We start from the raw sequence: 14,882 nt of genomic DNA, 5'->3' as shown, positions 1-14,882 counted from the left end.
TGGAAATCAATTAGAAATATACCCAATTGATCAATACATATCTATAGTATACTCTATAAATATTTACCTTTTATACAGAGTTATTTCCAGTGGATTTTCCGACGGATAAACGGTTTCGGGGTAGGTCGATCTTGATCTACTATTTGTTGATCATGTGCAGGGCCGCTTTATAAACGTAGTCCCAGTATTCGTCTTTTTCTTTTTCAGGAAAATCGGCTTTTTCTAGCGCATTGTACATATGCTGTAGCCAGCGTGTAGCTTCTTCTTGACCTATTTGCCATTGAAAATGGCGTCTCCGTAGCATCGGATGCCCACGCTCATCGGTATAAGTCTGTCGACCGCCTAATACTTGAATTAAAAAAAGCTTTAATCGGTTTTTAGCTGGTAATAAATCTTCCGGATACATTTTTCGCAGTAAGTTATCTTCAGCTATTCCTTCATAAAAATCATCTACCAGTTGCAAGATGTTGTCTTCGCCAATTCGCTCGTATAAAGTTTGCCTTTCGCTCACTATACCTGGCTTAATGCGTAACCGAAATCAGAAATAAGGTCGTTTGGGTCTTCTATACCCACAGAAACTCTTACAAGTCCAGGTGTGATGTTGTTTCTTAAGCGATCTTCTTCATCCATATTGGCGCTGCTCATGGTGAACGGGTGAGATGCTAACGTTTCAGTGCTACCCAATGAAACAGCTAGTTTGGCTAGTTGAAGACTATTTAAGAATTTGAAAGCTTCTTTTTCTCCACCTCTTAAATCAAAAGCCATCATAGCGCCAGCTGAAGTTTGTTGTTTTTGGTAGATTGAATATTCAGGGTCTGACGTATTAAGGTGACCGAGGTAAAATACCCTCTTAATCTTCTCATGAGTTTTTAAAAAATCTGCAAGTAATCTTGCATTGCTGGCATGTTTTTCCATACGGATCGTCACCGTTTCTAAGCTACGCGTTACCAGCCAAGAAGTAAAAGGGGATGCCATACATCCTAAAACAGTTCTTAGCCCTTTGATTTGCTGTACCAGCGACTCACTTCCAGAACAGGCGCCGGCAATTACATCACTATGTCCGCCAATGTATTTAGTAGCAGAATAGAGGTTTATATCAGCATTATGTGCTAGAGGTTTTTGAAAAGTTGGGCCTAAGTAGGTGTTGTCAACAGCTAAAACAGCTGAAATTCCTTCTTTATTCAGTTCCTTTTTAATTTCAGCCAACATACTGATGTCAGTCAATGAAAGCGTTGGGTTGGCAGGTGTTTCTGCATAAATCATTTTCAGCTGCCGTTTCTTGGGGTGACTCTCAATTAGAGATTTAATAACCTCTTTACTCGCCCCTGGTTCAAACTCAATCCATTCTACGCCAAATTGAGTGAGTGTTTTTTTAATAAAACTATCCGTACCACCATAGATCGGAGAAGACATCATAATGAGATCACCGGCTTTACAAAAAGTCATAATCGTGGTGGAAATGGCAGCCATGCCACTTTCGAAGAATGCTGCATCTTCAGCACCATCTAGTTTCGCCAATTTGAATTCAGCAGCTGTTAGATTAGGGTGGTTGAGTCTTGAATAGATTAAGCTCTTATTTCGTTCCTCAAGCGATTTAGCGTTCGCGTAAGCTTTAAAGAATTCTTTTCCTTCTTCTGCTGAGTTGAACATGAAGGTAGACGTCTGGAATATTGGATTTTTGATCGAATTCAGAACATTCGATGGGTCGTGGCCAGCAGAAAGCACTAAGCTTTCTGGGCTAAATTTTTCTTGATGTTTCTTATCCATTATTTAACGGCTCTTACTTTTAGCGATGTCCCTTCCTGACTGATCACAGTTACACTATCGCCTTTTTCTACATATTCTCCACGAGTATAGGCATCATAAATATCTCCATCTATCTCTATTCTGCCACTCGGTCTTAATATGGTATTTGCGGTACCCATTTTGCCCACCATATCTTCATTATAGAATGTCGAAACATAGCCGTCCTTCTTTTCTTGGGTTTCCATTAAGGCCATTCTATTAAACATATCCATTTTGGTAATTCGATAGCCAAGTACAAACAACAGTATAATTGAGCCAAATATTCCTATACCCACCACTGTTGCAGCTGTAGCAATTTCTTCAGAAGGCACATAGTCGAAGTTGAAGTAGTCATTCCCAATCATCATAAATATGAGAGAACCCACTATACAGATAATTCCACTTATACCGGCTACACCAAAACCCGGTATCACAAAAACTTCCAGAGCGATAAGCACAAAGCCAACAAAGAAAACGGCAATCTCCCAGTTAGCTGCCAGTCCGTTTAAATAGTAAGGAACTAGGTATAAAATTAGTGCTAATCCCGCCGCAGCGATCGGAAATCCTACACCCGGAGTTTGCAATTCAAAGAAAATACCTGCGGTAATAACCAGTATGAGTAAACCGCTAACAAAAGGGTTAAGGAAAAAGGATATTATTCGTTCAGTGGCCGATAATTCATATTCTATTAATTCGAAGTTGTCGACGTTGTTTTTCTGTAGAATATCATAAATACTCGACACTTCTCCCTCACAAAATCCATTAGCAATTGCTTCAGAAGTTGTAAAAGTGACGATTTTTCCGGCTGCAGTTACACCTTCAATTTCTACTCTATCATCGACCATACCTTCTGCAATCAAAGGGTCGCGTCCCGTTTCTTCAGCAGTAGAACGCATAATAGAACGCATGTAAGACTGATACTTGTCAGGTGCTTGTGACCCATCGCTTCCATTGACAACAGTAGCCGCGCCAATGTTCGCCCCAGAAACCATATATATACTATCGGCAGCTATTGAAATGAGCGCTCCGGCAGAAGCAGCATCATTGTTAATGTACATCCAAACTGGTTTGTCATATTCTAAAATTCTGGTTCGGATATCATTCGCATCGCCAACAGCACCGCCATACGTATCCATATCAATAATTACAATATCAGCATTTTCATAGGTGGCTTGATCTAGCGCGAGTTCAACATATCGGTTCATCCGAGGATCTATATCTGCCCTTATTTCCATTAGAAAAACCCTCGTCTTCCCGTTATTCGATATGGTATTGTCTTGGGCTATGACCACAACCGTCAAAAGAAGTATAGAAAGTAAGACAATCGACCTTACCACATTTTGAATTGCTTTGATCCCCACTTGAATAGCTTATTTTTGTTTCAAATTACAAATAAAAGGACTTGTCAGAGCAATTAAGAGCCGTTTTTTCACACGAATTCAAACAGGATATTTGGGAGGTATTGCCTTATGGTAATAAGCTTCTGATCACCTTAAGAGATAGAGAAAATCTGCAGGTGACTTTTTCTCTATTCGATCTAGAAAAGTTGACATTTCAATGGCAGAGCATCAGTTTTGATGAAGCGTGGTGGATTAGTGTTTATGATTTTCAAGACGATGTAATTGTTTTTCAAACCTATGATGATACCCAGAATATTGAAGCCAGATCTGTCTTTGGATTTGATATTAACAGCTTAGAAGCCCTTTGGTCAATTGAAGATGTAAGGTTAAATAAGGCGGCAAATGGTTTATTGAGTGTTTCTAGTCTAGAAACAGAGGATGATGGTTTTCTTATTGATTTAAAAACTGGAGAAGAAGTTTCGAAGGATGGCCATGGCGAGCCAAAAAACGACAAAGAGGTAAACTGCAAGTTTCCAATTCATTATGAGACGGATAGTCCTCATTTTGAGACAATTTCCAGGTTCGTAAAGTCGAAATTGGAGATTGAAATATACGGTAGTTGCGACTACTTAGAAATGCCCAATTTTTTCGCCTTGGCCTTAAATACTAAAACTGAAACAGGCTATAATCTCGATTTCTTCGTATTTAATCATGATGGTGCTGTATTACTGAACAAAACTTTGGATCGAGATTTGAAAGGCTTGGCATCAGGTACGTTTTTTATAGTGGGGCAAGCACTTATATTTGTTGAAGGAAAACGAAACTTAGTTTTTTATAGTTTTTAAGGAATGAGAAGAATTTTTGGGATAATCATACTTACAATCACTTTTAACCTAACCGTTTTTGGTCAGGCCGACTCTTTAGGAATAGAGAAAGTAGGAGACAAGGTTTTCGTGGTTCACAAGGTAATGGCCAAGCAAACACTCTTCTCTTTAGCGAAAAGATATAAAACAACCGTTACTGAAATCAATAATGCCAACGCCTCCCTATCTACAGGACTTCAAATAGGTCAAACATTGAAAATACCTTTCGGTGGTACTTTACCTTCTAAAAACAAGGTGGCTTTACAAACAACGACAGAGGAAGTTGAACACAAAGTAGCTGCAGGAGAAACGCTCTTTGCAATAGCCAAAAAATATAACGTCAGTATTACAGAGTTAAAAGAATGGAACCAATTAAGTTCTAATGCCTTATCACTCGGGCAAGCTTTAAAAGTGAAAGTCGAAAAACAGGTTGAAGCAACTGCTAAACCGATTAAAACAACTGAAACTTCAACACCTGAAGTAGCACCAGTTGAACAGCCATCAGTGCCCCCAGTTACTGTAAAAGTTGATACCGCAGCACAAAAAACTGGAACGATTGACCCAGAACCTGAGGCTGTAGCTTATGACGGAAGGTCTTTTGAGTCGTTCGAACTTGAAGGCATGGCAGAGGTAATAGACGAAGAAGAGCCATCGACTAAATACTTTGCATTACATAAAACGGCTAGAGTAGGAACTGTGATCAAGGTGAAAAATTTAATGAATGATTTGACGGTTTATGTTAGAGTGGTCGGCACCATACCAGATACTACCGTGAATGATGACGTAATTATCAAGCTCAATCTAAAAGCTTATACGCAACTAAAAGCAATTGACAAGCGCTTTAGAGTTCAACTGAGTTACTTCCAGTAGATGAATTCTACGCGTTCCTTGGACTTAAGAGGTTTTCTCAACGAAAAATATGCATTGTATAATCAGCCGGGCTTCATTGAAAATGACCCTATCTGTATTCCGCATGCCTATTCACTCAAACAAGACATAGAGATTACGGCATTTTGGGCAGCTATATTGGCTTGGGGCCAGCGGATCACCATCATCAATAAGTGCAAGACTCTTTTCGAAATGATGGATAATCAGCCCTATGATTTTATCCTTAATCATCAAGAAAACGACCTAAAGCCATTCTTGAATTTCAAACATCGCACTTTCAATGATATTGATACCCTTTACTTTATCACCTATTTGAAGTCATTTTACCAGAAGCATGATTCATTGGAGCAGGCTTTTTTATATGGCATTAAGGATGGGGACGCAACTATTGAGAACGGTTTGATTGAATTCCATAATCAATTCTTTAGCCTAGAAGAGGCTCCGTCACGAACCAGAAAACATATTGCAACACCAGCCAGAAAGTCAGCCTGTAAGCGCATTAACATGTTTCTGCGCTGGATGGTCAGACAAGACGATCAGGGTGTAGACTTTGGCATTTGGAAAGGTATTAAGCCAAGTCAATTAGTTTGTCCATGCGATGTCCATGTAGAAAGAGTTGGCCGCCGACTAGGCTTGATTAAAAGGAAGCAAGTCGATTGGCAAACCGCTTTGGAACTAACAGAAAATCTAAAACAATTCGATCCTTTTGATCCTGTCAAATACGACTTTGCCTTATTCGGTTTAGGCGTGGAAGAGAAATAGTTAACCTAACCCCAGTTCCCAGGATCGTTTCGCCATTGTTCTAGCGATTCTATATCGCTAGCATTTACGTAGCCCAGCTCCATCGCTTTTTCTAGCATTATTTGATAATTACTTAAGCAATGAAGTCGAATGTTGGCGTTTTTGAAGTTCTCGTCAGCTAATGGGAAACCATAAGTGAATATGGCCAGCATACCTAATACCTCAAAACCAGATTTCTGCAAAGCATCAGCTGCCTTTAAAGAACTGCCACCTGTTGAAATTAAGTCTTCTAATACAATCACTTTTTGACCCGGCGTGACTTTTCCTTCAATTAAGTTTTCCATGCCATGTCCTTTAGGCTTTGATCTCACATAAATGAACGGCACATCAAGTGCTTCCGCCAATAGTGCACCTTGCGGAATTCCTGCTGTAGCCACTCCTGCGACGGCTTCATAACCAGGAAATTGTGCTTTTGCGGCTTCAGCTAAAGCCTCTTTAATAAAAGTTCTAGTACTAGGGTAAGACAATGAAAGCCTGTTGTCACAATAAATAGGAGACTTCCATCCCGAACTCCATGTGAAAGGGTTCTCTTTATTAAGTTTTATAGCTTGAATTTGAAGTAAATCAGATGCAACTTTTAGTGCAGTTTCCTTATCATTGTGAACATTTCCCATGTCGCGAATTTAATAGATTTTTTTTCTGAAATGACATCATATAGTTTCAGCTAGTTAGAGATTTTTTTTCCATATTGACAAAGAATTCATTCTCTCCATGAGGATATATATAAAGGATACCCCGCTCAGAATTAAGAGGCCAGATCAAATAAAGGACAAAACCTTTTTTGATGAAGTTATTCAAGAGGAAGACCTGTTGATAAACGAAAGGAAATTTCGTGGCAACATGCTTATTCGAAATGCCGATCGAAACGCCATAAAAAGTATCTTATTCATTCTTCACAACAAGAAAATCAAAGGTTTAGAATCTGTTACCGTGGTAACGGCTTATTATGATGAAACCATTGAATACATCAAAAGTAAATTCAAGATTATCAAGGCTGGTGGTGGTGTGGTTTATAGAGATGGCGAAGTATTGATGATTCATCGACTTGGAAAATGGGATTTACCGAAAGGAAAAATTGAAGGGGATGAATCTTTTAAGCAAGGTGCAAAACGAGAAGTGGAAGAGGAATGTAATGTTTCGGTCTCCGTTTTAGACAAGGTTTGTACCACTTGGCATACTTACACGAAAGGGCAGAAGAGCATCTTAAAAAAGACGGTTTGGTACCAAATGGAATGTTTGGACGATAGCAAAATGAAACCTCAGTTAGACGAAGGAATTGATGAAGTTCGTTGGATGAATAAGAAAGAAATTGATGTAGCCAAGTACAACGCGTTTCAATCTATCCAGCATGTTTATGATAAGTTTCTAAAGAAGCTGGTACTTCATAAGTCGTAAGGAAGATACTTCTCAACTTCTCCACCATATCGGTGAACTTCCCTAATAATGGAAGAATTGAGCGCTGCTAATTCCGGAGAAGTTATCAAAAAAACCGTTTCAAGCTCTTTGTTTAAGTCTCTATTCACTTGAGAAATGCTGTTCTCATATTCAAAGTCGGTTGTATTTCTTAGACCCCTTAGAATGTGGCTAGCCCCAAGCTTATCAGAAATCTGTGCTGTTAATTCATTATACACGAGCACCGAAACGCCTTCGGTCTCTTTGAAGGTTTCATTGATTTTTTCCTCCATGAATTTTATATCGAAGTAGCGGTTTGCTTTTTTACTGTTGTAACCAATGGCTATAACAATTTCATCAAAAAGCTTCAAGCCTCTTCTTACAATATCTTCATGCCCTTTTGTAAAAGGGTCGAATGAACCTGGGAATACAGCAATCCTCTTCATAAAGTAAATCTAATGAATAAATTAAAGGTTAGAGAACACGTCAAAGTACTCATATGTCTCCAATTCATTGAAAACCGGATGTATCATTAGTCCAGAAGGCCTCTGACCTAATTCTACATTACTGAAATACTTCTTTAAAGTAGGCATATAAGTCTCAACAAGATCTTGAGTGCCATGAATCAATAATGGAATTGATTGTCCTGCATCACTAAATTGTTTAGCGGTGAGCAAGGCCAGTTTCACCAGATGGTTAGCATCGCTAAAAGCAAACTGGTTGTAAATGGCTAAGCGGCTTAAATTAAAACCTGCTATCTGAACACCACTAGAATTAAGCGACATGTACAGACTATTTGTGGCTTTAGTCTTTAATTGGTTCTTAATTCCGTTTAAATAAGCAACGCTCTGATGGTTAAAGTATAGGGCAGCGCGCGGATAACTCTTTTTGAACCATTCTCTAATTTCGGCAGGATACCCAAAAGCGACGGTCATGCCTAGATCGTCTAGAATCTTGAAATGATAATCATCCTCATTTGGATCAGTCGGTTCATTCAACCTCACATAAGCTGATAATAATTTCTTATCAAATACTGGAAATGGTATTAGCGAGAATTGCTTGTTGCGGAAATAAACATGAATTTCTTTCCAGAACCCTGCGGCCACTAATATATGGTCGTCGTAGATAGCCTGAAGATTATCAATAGTGCTTCCCTGTTCATCGAATGCTCGATATTCAAAAAGCAGTAGCTGCTTCTTTTGAATATCAAAGATCGATATTTCACAGGCGCTCTGAGAAATAAAAAACGAAAGACGATACTGACCAATACGGTCAATATCCAGTCTTTCGTCTTTTATAGATATTATTTCTTGCGTGTTTGTTGAACGCACCTTAGCCTACCAGTTACCTGATGTTGTAATGTCAGTTCTAGAACCGAACCTAAGCGGTCTACGGTTATCAATTTCAGAATCGTCTTTTCTAGATCTATCAAAAGGGTAAGTATCCACCACTTCAATATAATCTACACTTACACCAGATCGAATTGAATCCTTTGCATAAAGCGAGAAGAACTTGCCTTCAGCATGTGGTAGTTCAGGTAAAGAAGTCACATCAAAATTAGATGAGAAAAGAGAATCTTTAACACCTACAGAACCCAAAGTATCATAGAAGAACTCTGATTTTTCTTGGTTATAAGGAAGTTGTGTAATTACCTCTCTTCTTTGGATTAAGTAAATTTTTCCAGTGTCTGCGAAAGAGATAAGTTTTTCCCAAGTGTCAGCATAGTCGCCAAAAACACTTTGGTAAACGATCTGTACGTCACGAATTTGAGAAAGCCTGGCTTTCACCATGTTTTCAACTCTTTCAATCTCTTTTGCTTCTTCTATGGTCTTATTGATACCATCATACAAGAAGTAGCCCACTAGCAAGGCGAGTAAGAAGAAAACTAGTGTCAGTATTTTAGTAAGGTTCATTTTAGAGGTCGATTTTTGCTAAGTTAACTAATTATTTAGGTAATCCCACAATGAATTGAAGCGCTAGTTTATGGATAATTAATGAAATTTGAAATAACCTTTTAGATTAATAAGTCGTTCGACACTATCCACATGCTGTAATACATAGTGTAAACTCTTCATTTTTTGGCTTTGAAGGGCCTTCAAGTCGTGGAATCCAACACTTGTGATGATCTGATTATTTTTATCCATTTCTGGATCTTCACCAATAATTATAGTGTCATTATTTGAGCGGACTAAAAAGAAGAGCTCAATGCCATGCAGTGGTGGGGCTAGGTATTCATGCACAAAAAGAAAACGATCTACTTCTATAGATAATCCAGTTTCCTCTTTATACTCTCTTTTTAAAGCCTCTTCCGCACTTTCGCCATACTCCATGCCACCGCCCGGTGGAGCCCAAAGCGACCCTGTTTCTCCCAAAGATTTGTGATGAACTAAAAGTATCTTTTCATCCTTAATACATACACCAGAAACTCTTATTCGGAGCTTTTCACCGTAGATTTTGGAAATCTTATCATCTAAATCTGTCATGAATAGGGAGGGCTTCGAGCTAGTAGATATATTTGTACAAATTACTAATATGGTAAAGGTATTTAATCCTCAATTCAAGGCAAGAATTGAAAAGTTTTTAGAACGACAGCACTTCATGAAACTCATTGGTTTCGAATTAACTGAAATCAGTGAGGGTAAAACTGAAGGTTGGCTAACCTTAGGACTTGAACATCAACAGCAAACAGGCTTAGTGCATGGTGGAGTCACCGCTACTCTGGCAGATATAGTAGCAGGATTTGCCGCATGCACCGTTGTAAAAGAAGATCAGCATGTTGTGACTGGTGAAATCAAAATCTCATACTTTGCACCAGGCAAGGGTCAAAAACTTTTCGCCAAAGGTTGGGTCGTGAAACAAGGAAAAAAAATGAGTTTTTGTGAAGCAGAAGTTTGGTCTGTCGATGGAGATAAAAAGACTTTAATTGCAAAAGCGACAACAAGTATGGTTACAATTTTTCCAGAAGACATGTCGAGAAGAGAGGCTTAGAAAATTTGGCAAAACCTTCAGAAATATTAGTCAGTAAGTTTCCATTCGAACCCACTAGCGGTCAAAAAGAGCTATTCCATTTATTCGACGATTTCTTGCTGAACCAAAAGCTGAATAAGCCCACTTTGGTATTACGCGGCTATGCTGGAACTGGAAAAACAACAGTAGTTGGTGCTATAGTTAAGATGCTCCCTTTCTTTGACTATAAGTATGTGCTGATGGCACCAACTGGTAGGGCTGCAAAAGTAATGGCCGGCTACACCAACAGAACGGCTTTCACCATTCATAAAAAAGTATTCCAACAAACCGCGGAGCCGGGAGGAGGTTTAGTCTTCAAAAGACAGAATAACTACCATAAAAACACCCTTTTTATAGTTGATGAGGCCTCAATGATCTCAGATAAATCAGATTATGGTCGCAAAGGATTATTAACCGACTTAATAGATTATGTATTTTCTCAGCAAGGGAATCGCTTACTATTAATCGGTGACGTTGCGCAGTTGCCGCCAGTCGGTTCGTTAGAAAGTCCGGCACTTGAAAGAGATTTCCTTACCCAATCTTTTGGTGTTGATATCAACGCATTGGAGCTCAAGGAAGTCATGCGTCAAGAACAAGAATCTGGAATTTTATTTAATGCTACAAAGCTTCGTAATCAGCTTTTAGAGGAAAAAGCTGTAATAAAATTAGCCACTTCGCGCTTCAAAGATACTTTTAAGATGACGGCAGAACGCCTCGAAGATGGTCTTAGGTATGCATATGACAAGTATGGTACAGAAAACGCTGTTATCATATGCCGAAGCAACAAAAATGCGGTTCAATACAATCAATACATTCGTCGTGCCATTCAGTTCCGAGAAGATGAGCTTGAAGCTGGTGACCACCTGATGATCGTACGAAATAACTACCACTTTCTCCCCGAAGGATCGCCAGCAGGTTTTTTGGCGAATGGTGATTTTGTAGAAGTATTGAAAATTATTCGATTCGAAGATTATTACGGACTAAGATTTGTCGAATTGCGCTTGCAACTTTTAGACTATCCCAATCAAGAACCATTTGAAGCGAAGGTGATTTTAGACACTATTTATTCGCCCGAAGCCTCGCTCAATGACACTGCCTATAAAAGGCTTTACGACGAAATAACAGAGGAATATCAAGATCTGCCGACCAAAACGGAAAGGATGAAAGCCATTAAGAAAAATCCTTACCTCAATGCCTTGCAAGTAAAATTTTCATATGCCTTGACTTGTCATAAATCACAAGGGGGGCAATGGGATGCCGTTTTTGTAGACCAAGGATATTTAACCGAAGAAATGGTTGACCATGAATATATCCGTTGGCTGTATACTGCCGTTACCAGGGCAACTAAAGAACTATTTCTGGTGAATTTCCATCCACGTTTTTATTAAGAATACCGCTAGGCGTTTTTATAGACTCCCAGAACAAGAAACACCCAACCCAGAATCAGCGACAATCCCCCGATAGGAGTAATTGCACCCAGCCATGTCATATTAGTCAAACTCAAAGTGTAAAGTGAGCCACTGAAAATGGCAATACCAATAATGAAGCATATGCTTGCGTAATTGAAGTAATTGCTTTGGATGTTCAGCATAATAATGCCTAATAGAATTAAAGCAAAGGTGTGGTAGAATTGGTATTTCACACCAGTTTCAAAAGTTTCTAGTCTACCATTAGCCGATAGCGTTGCCTCAAGTCCATGCGCACCAAAGGCACCTATTCCCACGGATAATGCGCCTAATATTCCTCCTATTACTAAAACAGTTTTTGCAGTCATAAACCTAAACCTATTGTTGATAATTTCTAGATCCGAAGATAGCACTTCCAATTCTTACCATAGTACTTCCATTTTCACAAGCTATCGGGTAGTCACTCGTCATACCCATAGACAACTCTTCCAGGTTGACATTCGGTAAAGATATTTCCGTATTAATCTTTGTGAAAAGGCCTTTCAAATGTTTGAATTCAGCATCTACCTGTTGGTTATCAGAAGTGTTAGTTGCCATGCCCATTAAGCCAATAATATTTATGTTTTCAAGCGTTGAAATCTCTTGACCCTTCAAAAATTCATTCAATTCTCTTTCGTCGAAGCCGAACTTAGTTTCTTCTTGAGCAATATGGACTTGAAGCAAACAATTAATAACACGATCATTTTTAAGCGCTTGCTTATTGATTTCCTTCAAAAGTCGAGGGCTGTCTACTGCGTGAATAAGGTGAATAAAGGGTGCAATGTATTTTACCTTGTTTCGCTGAAGATGGCCAATCATGTGCCATTTAATGTCTTTAGGAAGTGTTTCTGATTTATGTGTGAGCTCTTGAACTTTATTTTCGCCAAAATGTCTTTGCCCGGCTTCATAGGCCTGTAACAAATCCTCATTTGGTTTAGTCTTACTCACAGCAATAAGCTTAGTATTAGTAAGGGCAAGCGATTCTTGAAAGCTTTTAATGTTCTCTGCAATTGCCATGGCTTGGGAATACGGTCGAGTTTAGATTTATACTATCTTTGAACAATTATTCGATGGCTCAAAGTTAGTATATTTTGTCCGCTGTCTACTGTCATTTTCTATAGAAGAGAATAAGGAATGCCTATAATAGGATCTATTTTAAAGAAAGGTATTAAGCTTCGCGAAACATTGGAGCAAGATTATACCTCACCATATGATTTACAGAAAAAGGAGCTTTCCAAGTTGCTGATCAGTGCGCGTAACACTGAATTTGGTCGTGAATATGATTTTCACAGCGTATTAGAGCAATTCAGAAGTGCAGGACCACACGATTTCTTTGAGCAATTCAAAACTAATATTCCGGTATCTGATTATGACAAGATGAACGATGGTTGGTGGCGAAAAATGCGCGATGGTGAAGCAGATGTGAGCTGGCCAGGCAAAACTAAATTTTTTGCACTTAGTTCTGGTACATCTGGTGCCGCATCTAAATATATCCCTGTTACCAAAGATATGACTCGGCAAATCCGAAAAACGGGCACCAGACATATCTATACCTTATCTAAATACGATCTGCCTGATAAGTTTTTTCAGTCTGGCATGTTAATGCTTGGCGGAAGCACCGCACTAAATTTTTCTGGAAATTACTATTACGGCGACTTGAGTGGGATTACCACTGGCCAATTGCCTGTTTGGATTCAAGGCTTTTCTAGACCTACGCCAAAGATTAAAAAGCATAAAGACTGGGAAACCAAACTTGATGAAATTGTAGAGTCGGCACCAAAGTGGAATATCGGCATGATTGTCGGCGTGCCTGCTTGGATGACGATTCTCATAGAAAGGATTATTGAGCGATATGGTTTGAACAGTATCCATGATATTTGGCCCAACCTTGAAGCGTTTGTTCATGGAGGTGTTGCTTTTGATCCTTATAAAAAGAGTTTCGATAAACTTTTAGGAAGGCCTATTCACTACATAGAAACTTATTTAGCCTCCGAAGGGTTTGTCGCGTTCCAAGATGCACCAGATAAGCGAGCCATGCGACTTGTACTGAATGGTGGTATTTTTCATGAGTTTGTTCCATTCAATGAGAAGAACTTTGATGAAGACGGACAGATCGTTGAGAACCCTGAAACATTAATGATCGATCAGGTTGAAGAAGGAAAAGATTATGCGCTATTAATTTCCACTTGTTCTGGAGCATGGCGCTATATGATTGGCGATACTATTCAGTTTTTGAATAAGAGGAATTCAGAGATAATTATTACCGGTAGAACGAAACACTTCTTAAGCCTTTGCGGTGAGCATTTATCAGTAGATAATATGAACAGAGCCGTTGAAATGGCTTCTACAGAGTTTAATATCGGTATCAAAGAGTTTACAGTAGCTGGTGTGCCAGATGGTAAATTATTTGCGCATCATTGGTATATAGGAACGGATGATCAGGTAGATAAAGACGCCTTGTTGAAAAGAATAGATACTTGTTTAAAGGAATTGAATGATGATTATGAGGTAGAGCGTCAGCATGCACTGAAGAATGTCATTTTAGATGTACTACCAACTGAAGTATTCTATGATTGGTTGAAGTCAGAAGGTAAAGAAGGTGGTCAAACCAAGTTTCCACGGGTATTGAAGAAAGAGAAGTTGGAAAGTTGGATAAACTTCGTGAAGGAGCGAGCATAAAGGGGCATGGACATCATAATTAACGGCTTACTTTATGGATTGCTTTTGTGCGTGCTAATCGGTCCGGTTTTCTTTGCACTCATTCAAAATTCTATTGAAAAGGGATTTTTCTCCGGGTTATTCATGGCTGTAGGTATCGCGCTTAGCGATAGTATCTATATAGTCATTACATATTTGGGTATTTCTCAGTTCGTAGAAAACCCCTCATTTAACATGTGGCTTGGCGGTATAGGCGGTACCATCATGATAGTGTTTGGTTTTATATATCTCTTTAAACCAATACCAACCAAAGGGCTAAAACAGCTTCATGCAGAAGAAACCAAATGGTTTCAGCAGATTGTGAAAGGCTTTGCATTAAATGGTATTAATCCTTTCGTACTGATTTTTTGGATTGGTATCATGAGCAAGGTTACGCTGGATATGGCTTATAATACCACACAGGCTATTTACTTCTTTATAGTCGTTATTGCCACAGTCTTTTCAGTAGATGTTCTTAAAGCTCATTTTGCAGTGAAACTGAGTCAGATTGTGACCCCGCGGTTCATGAAAATTATGAATCGCGTAGTGGGTCTAGCGCTAATTGTATTCAGTTTGAAGCTGTTCAACTTTGTGCTCGAAGGTTATGATATCCATTTGATTTAGTGATTTTAAACTCTTTGTGGGCTTAGGAGTTATCCTTCCAT

18 protein-coding genes are annotated in these 14,882 nt (G+C 39.0%); 8 read left to right on the top strand and 10 right to left on the bottom strand.

Features of this window, described 5'->3' with window-relative positions:
* Window positions 1–139: 139 nt before the first annotated feature.
* From JXQ92_RS01265 to JXQ92_RS01255, 3 genes are read right to left on the bottom strand one after another with little or no spacing between them, the layout of a single operon-like run.
* Window positions 140–511 (bottom strand): cyanoglobin, encoded by a 372-nt coding sequence (locus JXQ92_RS01265; protein ID WP_421984767.1) that lies wholly within the window; start codon window positions 509–511, stop codon window positions 140–142.
* Complete coding sequence (locus tag JXQ92_RS01260) at window positions 511–1,767, bottom strand: aminotransferase class I/II-fold pyridoxal phosphate-dependent enzyme (RefSeq protein WP_421984766.1); 1,257 nt, start codon at window positions 1,765–1,767, stop codon at window positions 511–513. The genes JXQ92_RS01265 and JXQ92_RS01260 overlap by 1 nt, the downstream gene beginning before the upstream one ends.
* Window positions 1,767–3,146 carry an NfeD family protein gene (locus JXQ92_RS01255; RefSeq protein WP_421984765.1) on the bottom strand — a complete coding sequence of 460 codons (1,380 nt, stop codon included), beginning with the start codon at window positions 3,144–3,146 and terminating at the stop codon, window positions 1,767–1,769. The genes JXQ92_RS01260 and JXQ92_RS01255 overlap by 1 nt, the downstream gene beginning before the upstream one ends.
* A gap of 41 nt (window positions 3,147–3,187) precedes the next feature.
* Between JXQ92_RS01255 and JXQ92_RS01250 the strand changes: the two genes are divergently transcribed.
* Genes JXQ92_RS01250 through JXQ92_RS01240 form a run of 3 tightly spaced genes read left to right on the top strand, consistent with a single transcriptional unit; the run spans window position 3,188 to window position 5,638 of the window.
* Window positions 3,188–3,970, top strand: a complete 783-nt coding sequence (locus JXQ92_RS01250) for a DUF4905 domain-containing protein (protein ID WP_421984764.1) — start codon at window positions 3,188–3,190, stop codon at window positions 3,968–3,970.
* A 3-nt stretch (window positions 3,971–3,973) separates the two neighbouring features.
* A complete protein-coding gene (locus tag JXQ92_RS01245) occupies window positions 3,974–4,858 on the top strand; it encodes a LysM peptidoglycan-binding domain-containing protein (protein WP_421984763.1) in 885 nt (294 codons plus the stop codon).
* The gene (locus tag JXQ92_RS01240; RefSeq protein ID WP_421984762.1) at window positions 4,859–5,638 is read left to right on the top strand and encodes a TIGR02757 family protein; all 780 of its coding nucleotides are present in this window, start codon (window positions 4,859–4,861) and stop codon (window positions 5,636–5,638) included.
* 5 nt (window positions 5,639–5,643) lie between these two features.
* On the opposite strand, the gene pyrE is transcribed toward JXQ92_RS01240, so the two are convergent.
* A complete protein-coding gene (pyrE, locus tag JXQ92_RS01235) occupies window positions 5,644–6,291 on the bottom strand; it encodes an orotate phosphoribosyltransferase (RefSeq protein ID WP_421984761.1) in 648 nt (215 codons plus the stop codon).
* A 97-nt stretch (window positions 6,292–6,388) separates the two neighbouring features.
* On the opposite strand from pyrE, the gene JXQ92_RS01230 reads away from it, so the two are divergent.
* Window positions 6,389–7,072 carry an NUDIX hydrolase gene (locus JXQ92_RS01230; RefSeq protein ID WP_421984760.1) on the top strand — a complete coding sequence of 228 codons (684 nt, stop codon included), beginning with the start codon at window positions 6,389–6,391 and terminating at the stop codon, window positions 7,070–7,072.
* On the opposite strand, the gene coaD is transcribed toward JXQ92_RS01230, so the two are convergent.
* From coaD to JXQ92_RS01210, 4 genes are all read right to left on the bottom strand, one after another.
* Window positions 7,060–7,515 carry a pantetheine-phosphate adenylyltransferase gene (gene coaD / locus JXQ92_RS01225; protein WP_421984759.1) on the bottom strand — a complete coding sequence of 152 codons (456 nt, stop codon included), beginning with the start codon at window positions 7,513–7,515 and terminating at the stop codon, window positions 7,060–7,062. The two genes, JXQ92_RS01230 and coaD, sit on opposite strands and share 13 nt — an antisense overlap.
* A 21-nt stretch (window positions 7,516–7,536) precedes the next feature.
* Complete coding sequence (locus JXQ92_RS01220; protein ID WP_421984758.1) at window positions 7,537–8,400, bottom strand: DUF3822 family protein; 864 nt, start codon at window positions 8,398–8,400, stop codon at window positions 7,537–7,539.
* A 6-nt stretch (window positions 8,401–8,406) separates the two neighbouring features.
* Window positions 8,407–8,982: a hypothetical protein gene (locus JXQ92_RS01215; protein ID WP_421984757.1), complete on the bottom strand. Its 576-nt coding sequence runs from the start codon at window positions 8,980–8,982 to the stop codon at window positions 8,407–8,409.
* A 78-nt stretch (window positions 8,983–9,060) separates the two neighbouring features.
* Window positions 9,061–9,552 carry an NUDIX domain-containing protein gene (locus JXQ92_RS01210; protein ID WP_421984756.1) on the bottom strand — a complete coding sequence of 164 codons (492 nt, stop codon included), beginning with the start codon at window positions 9,550–9,552 and terminating at the stop codon, window positions 9,061–9,063.
* Between JXQ92_RS01210 and JXQ92_RS01205 the strand changes: the two genes are divergently transcribed.
* Entirely contained in the window at window positions 9,551–10,057 is a 507-nt protein-coding gene (locus JXQ92_RS01205; RefSeq protein WP_421984755.1) for a PaaI family thioesterase, read from the top strand. The two genes, JXQ92_RS01210 and JXQ92_RS01205, sit on opposite strands and share 2 nt — an antisense overlap.
* Before the next feature lie 5 nt (window positions 10,058–10,062).
* The gene (locus JXQ92_RS01200) at window positions 10,063–11,463 is read left to right on the top strand and encodes an ATP-dependent DNA helicase (RefSeq protein WP_421984754.1); all 1,401 of its coding nucleotides are present in this window, start codon (window positions 10,063–10,065) and stop codon (window positions 11,461–11,463) included.
* 8 nt (window positions 11,464–11,471) lie between these two features.
* Here JXQ92_RS01200 and JXQ92_RS01195 read toward each other — a convergent pair whose 3' ends face one another.
* Window positions 11,472–11,849 carry a DUF423 domain-containing protein gene (locus JXQ92_RS01195; RefSeq protein ID WP_421984753.1) on the bottom strand — a complete coding sequence of 126 codons (378 nt, stop codon included), beginning with the start codon at window positions 11,847–11,849 and terminating at the stop codon, window positions 11,472–11,474.
* Between the two features lie 10 nt (window positions 11,850–11,859).
* A complete protein-coding gene (locus JXQ92_RS01190; RefSeq protein WP_421984752.1) occupies window positions 11,860–12,537 on the bottom strand; it encodes a YggS family pyridoxal phosphate-dependent enzyme in 678 nt (225 codons plus the stop codon).
* 117 nt (window positions 12,538–12,654) lie between these two features.
* Here JXQ92_RS01190 and JXQ92_RS01185 point away from each other — a divergent pair, with 117 nt between their 5' ends.
* Together JXQ92_RS01185 and JXQ92_RS01180 are read left to right on the top strand one after the other, a co-directional pair.
* Window positions 12,655–14,199: a GH3 family domain-containing protein gene (locus tag JXQ92_RS01185; RefSeq protein ID WP_421984751.1), complete on the top strand. Its 1,545-nt coding sequence runs from the start codon at window positions 12,655–12,657 to the stop codon at window positions 14,197–14,199.
* Between the two features lie 6 nt (window positions 14,200–14,205).
* Complete coding sequence (locus JXQ92_RS01180; protein ID WP_421984750.1) at window positions 14,206–14,841, top strand: LysE family translocator; 636 nt, start codon at window positions 14,206–14,208, stop codon at window positions 14,839–14,841.
* Window positions 14,842–14,882: the final 41 nt, after the last annotated feature.

It is taken from the genome of Roseivirga sp. (assembly GCF_049099775.1).
In the GTDB taxonomy this organism is placed as follows: Bacteria; Bacteroidota; Bacteroidia; order Cytophagales; family Cyclobacteriaceae; genus Roseivirga.
This window is presented reverse-complemented; position numbering and strand designations above follow the sequence as displayed.

Coding starts and splice junctions, on each gene's coding strand:
- JXQ92_RS01260 (WP_421984766.1), bottom strand. CDS start 1,767: ATGGATAAGAAACATCAAGAAAAATTTAGCCCAGAAAGCTTAGTGCTT.
- JXQ92_RS01245 (WP_421984763.1), top strand. CDS start 3,974: ATGAGAAGAATTTTTGGGATAATCATACTTACAATCACTTTTAACCTA.
- JXQ92_RS01240 (WP_421984762.1), top strand. CDS start 4,859: ATGAATTCTACGCGTTCCTTGGACTTAAGAGGTTTTCTCAACGAAAAA.
- pyrE (WP_421984761.1), bottom strand. CDS start 6,291: ATGGGAAATGTTCACAATGATAAGGAAACTGCACTAAAAGTTGCATCT.
- JXQ92_RS01230 (WP_421984760.1), top strand. CDS start 6,389: ATGAGGATATATATAAAGGATACCCCGCTCAGAATTAAGAGGCCAGAT.
- coaD (WP_421984759.1), bottom strand. CDS start 7,515: ATGAAGAGGATTGCTGTATTCCCAGGTTCATTCGACCCTTTTACAAAA.
- JXQ92_RS01215 (WP_421984757.1), bottom strand. CDS start 8,982: ATGAACCTTACTAAAATACTGACACTAGTTTTCTTCTTACTCGCCTTG.
- JXQ92_RS01205 (WP_421984755.1), top strand. CDS start 9,551: ATGAATAGGGAGGGCTTCGAGCTAGTAGATATATTTGTACAAATTACT.
- JXQ92_RS01210 (WP_421984756.1), bottom strand. CDS start 9,552: ATGACAGATTTAGATGATAAGATTTCCAAAATCTACGGTGAAAAGCTC.
- JXQ92_RS01195 (WP_421984753.1), bottom strand. CDS start 11,849: ATGACTGCAAAAACTGTTTTAGTAATAGGAGGAATATTAGGCGCATTA.
- JXQ92_RS01190 (WP_421984752.1), bottom strand. CDS start 12,537: ATGGCAATTGCAGAGAACATTAAAAGCTTTCAAGAATCGCTTGCCCTT.
- JXQ92_RS01185 (WP_421984751.1), top strand. CDS start 12,655: ATGCCTATAATAGGATCTATTTTAAAGAAAGGTATTAAGCTTCGCGAA.
- JXQ92_RS01180 (WP_421984750.1), top strand. CDS start 14,206: ATGGACATCATAATTAACGGCTTACTTTATGGATTGCTTTTGTGCGTG.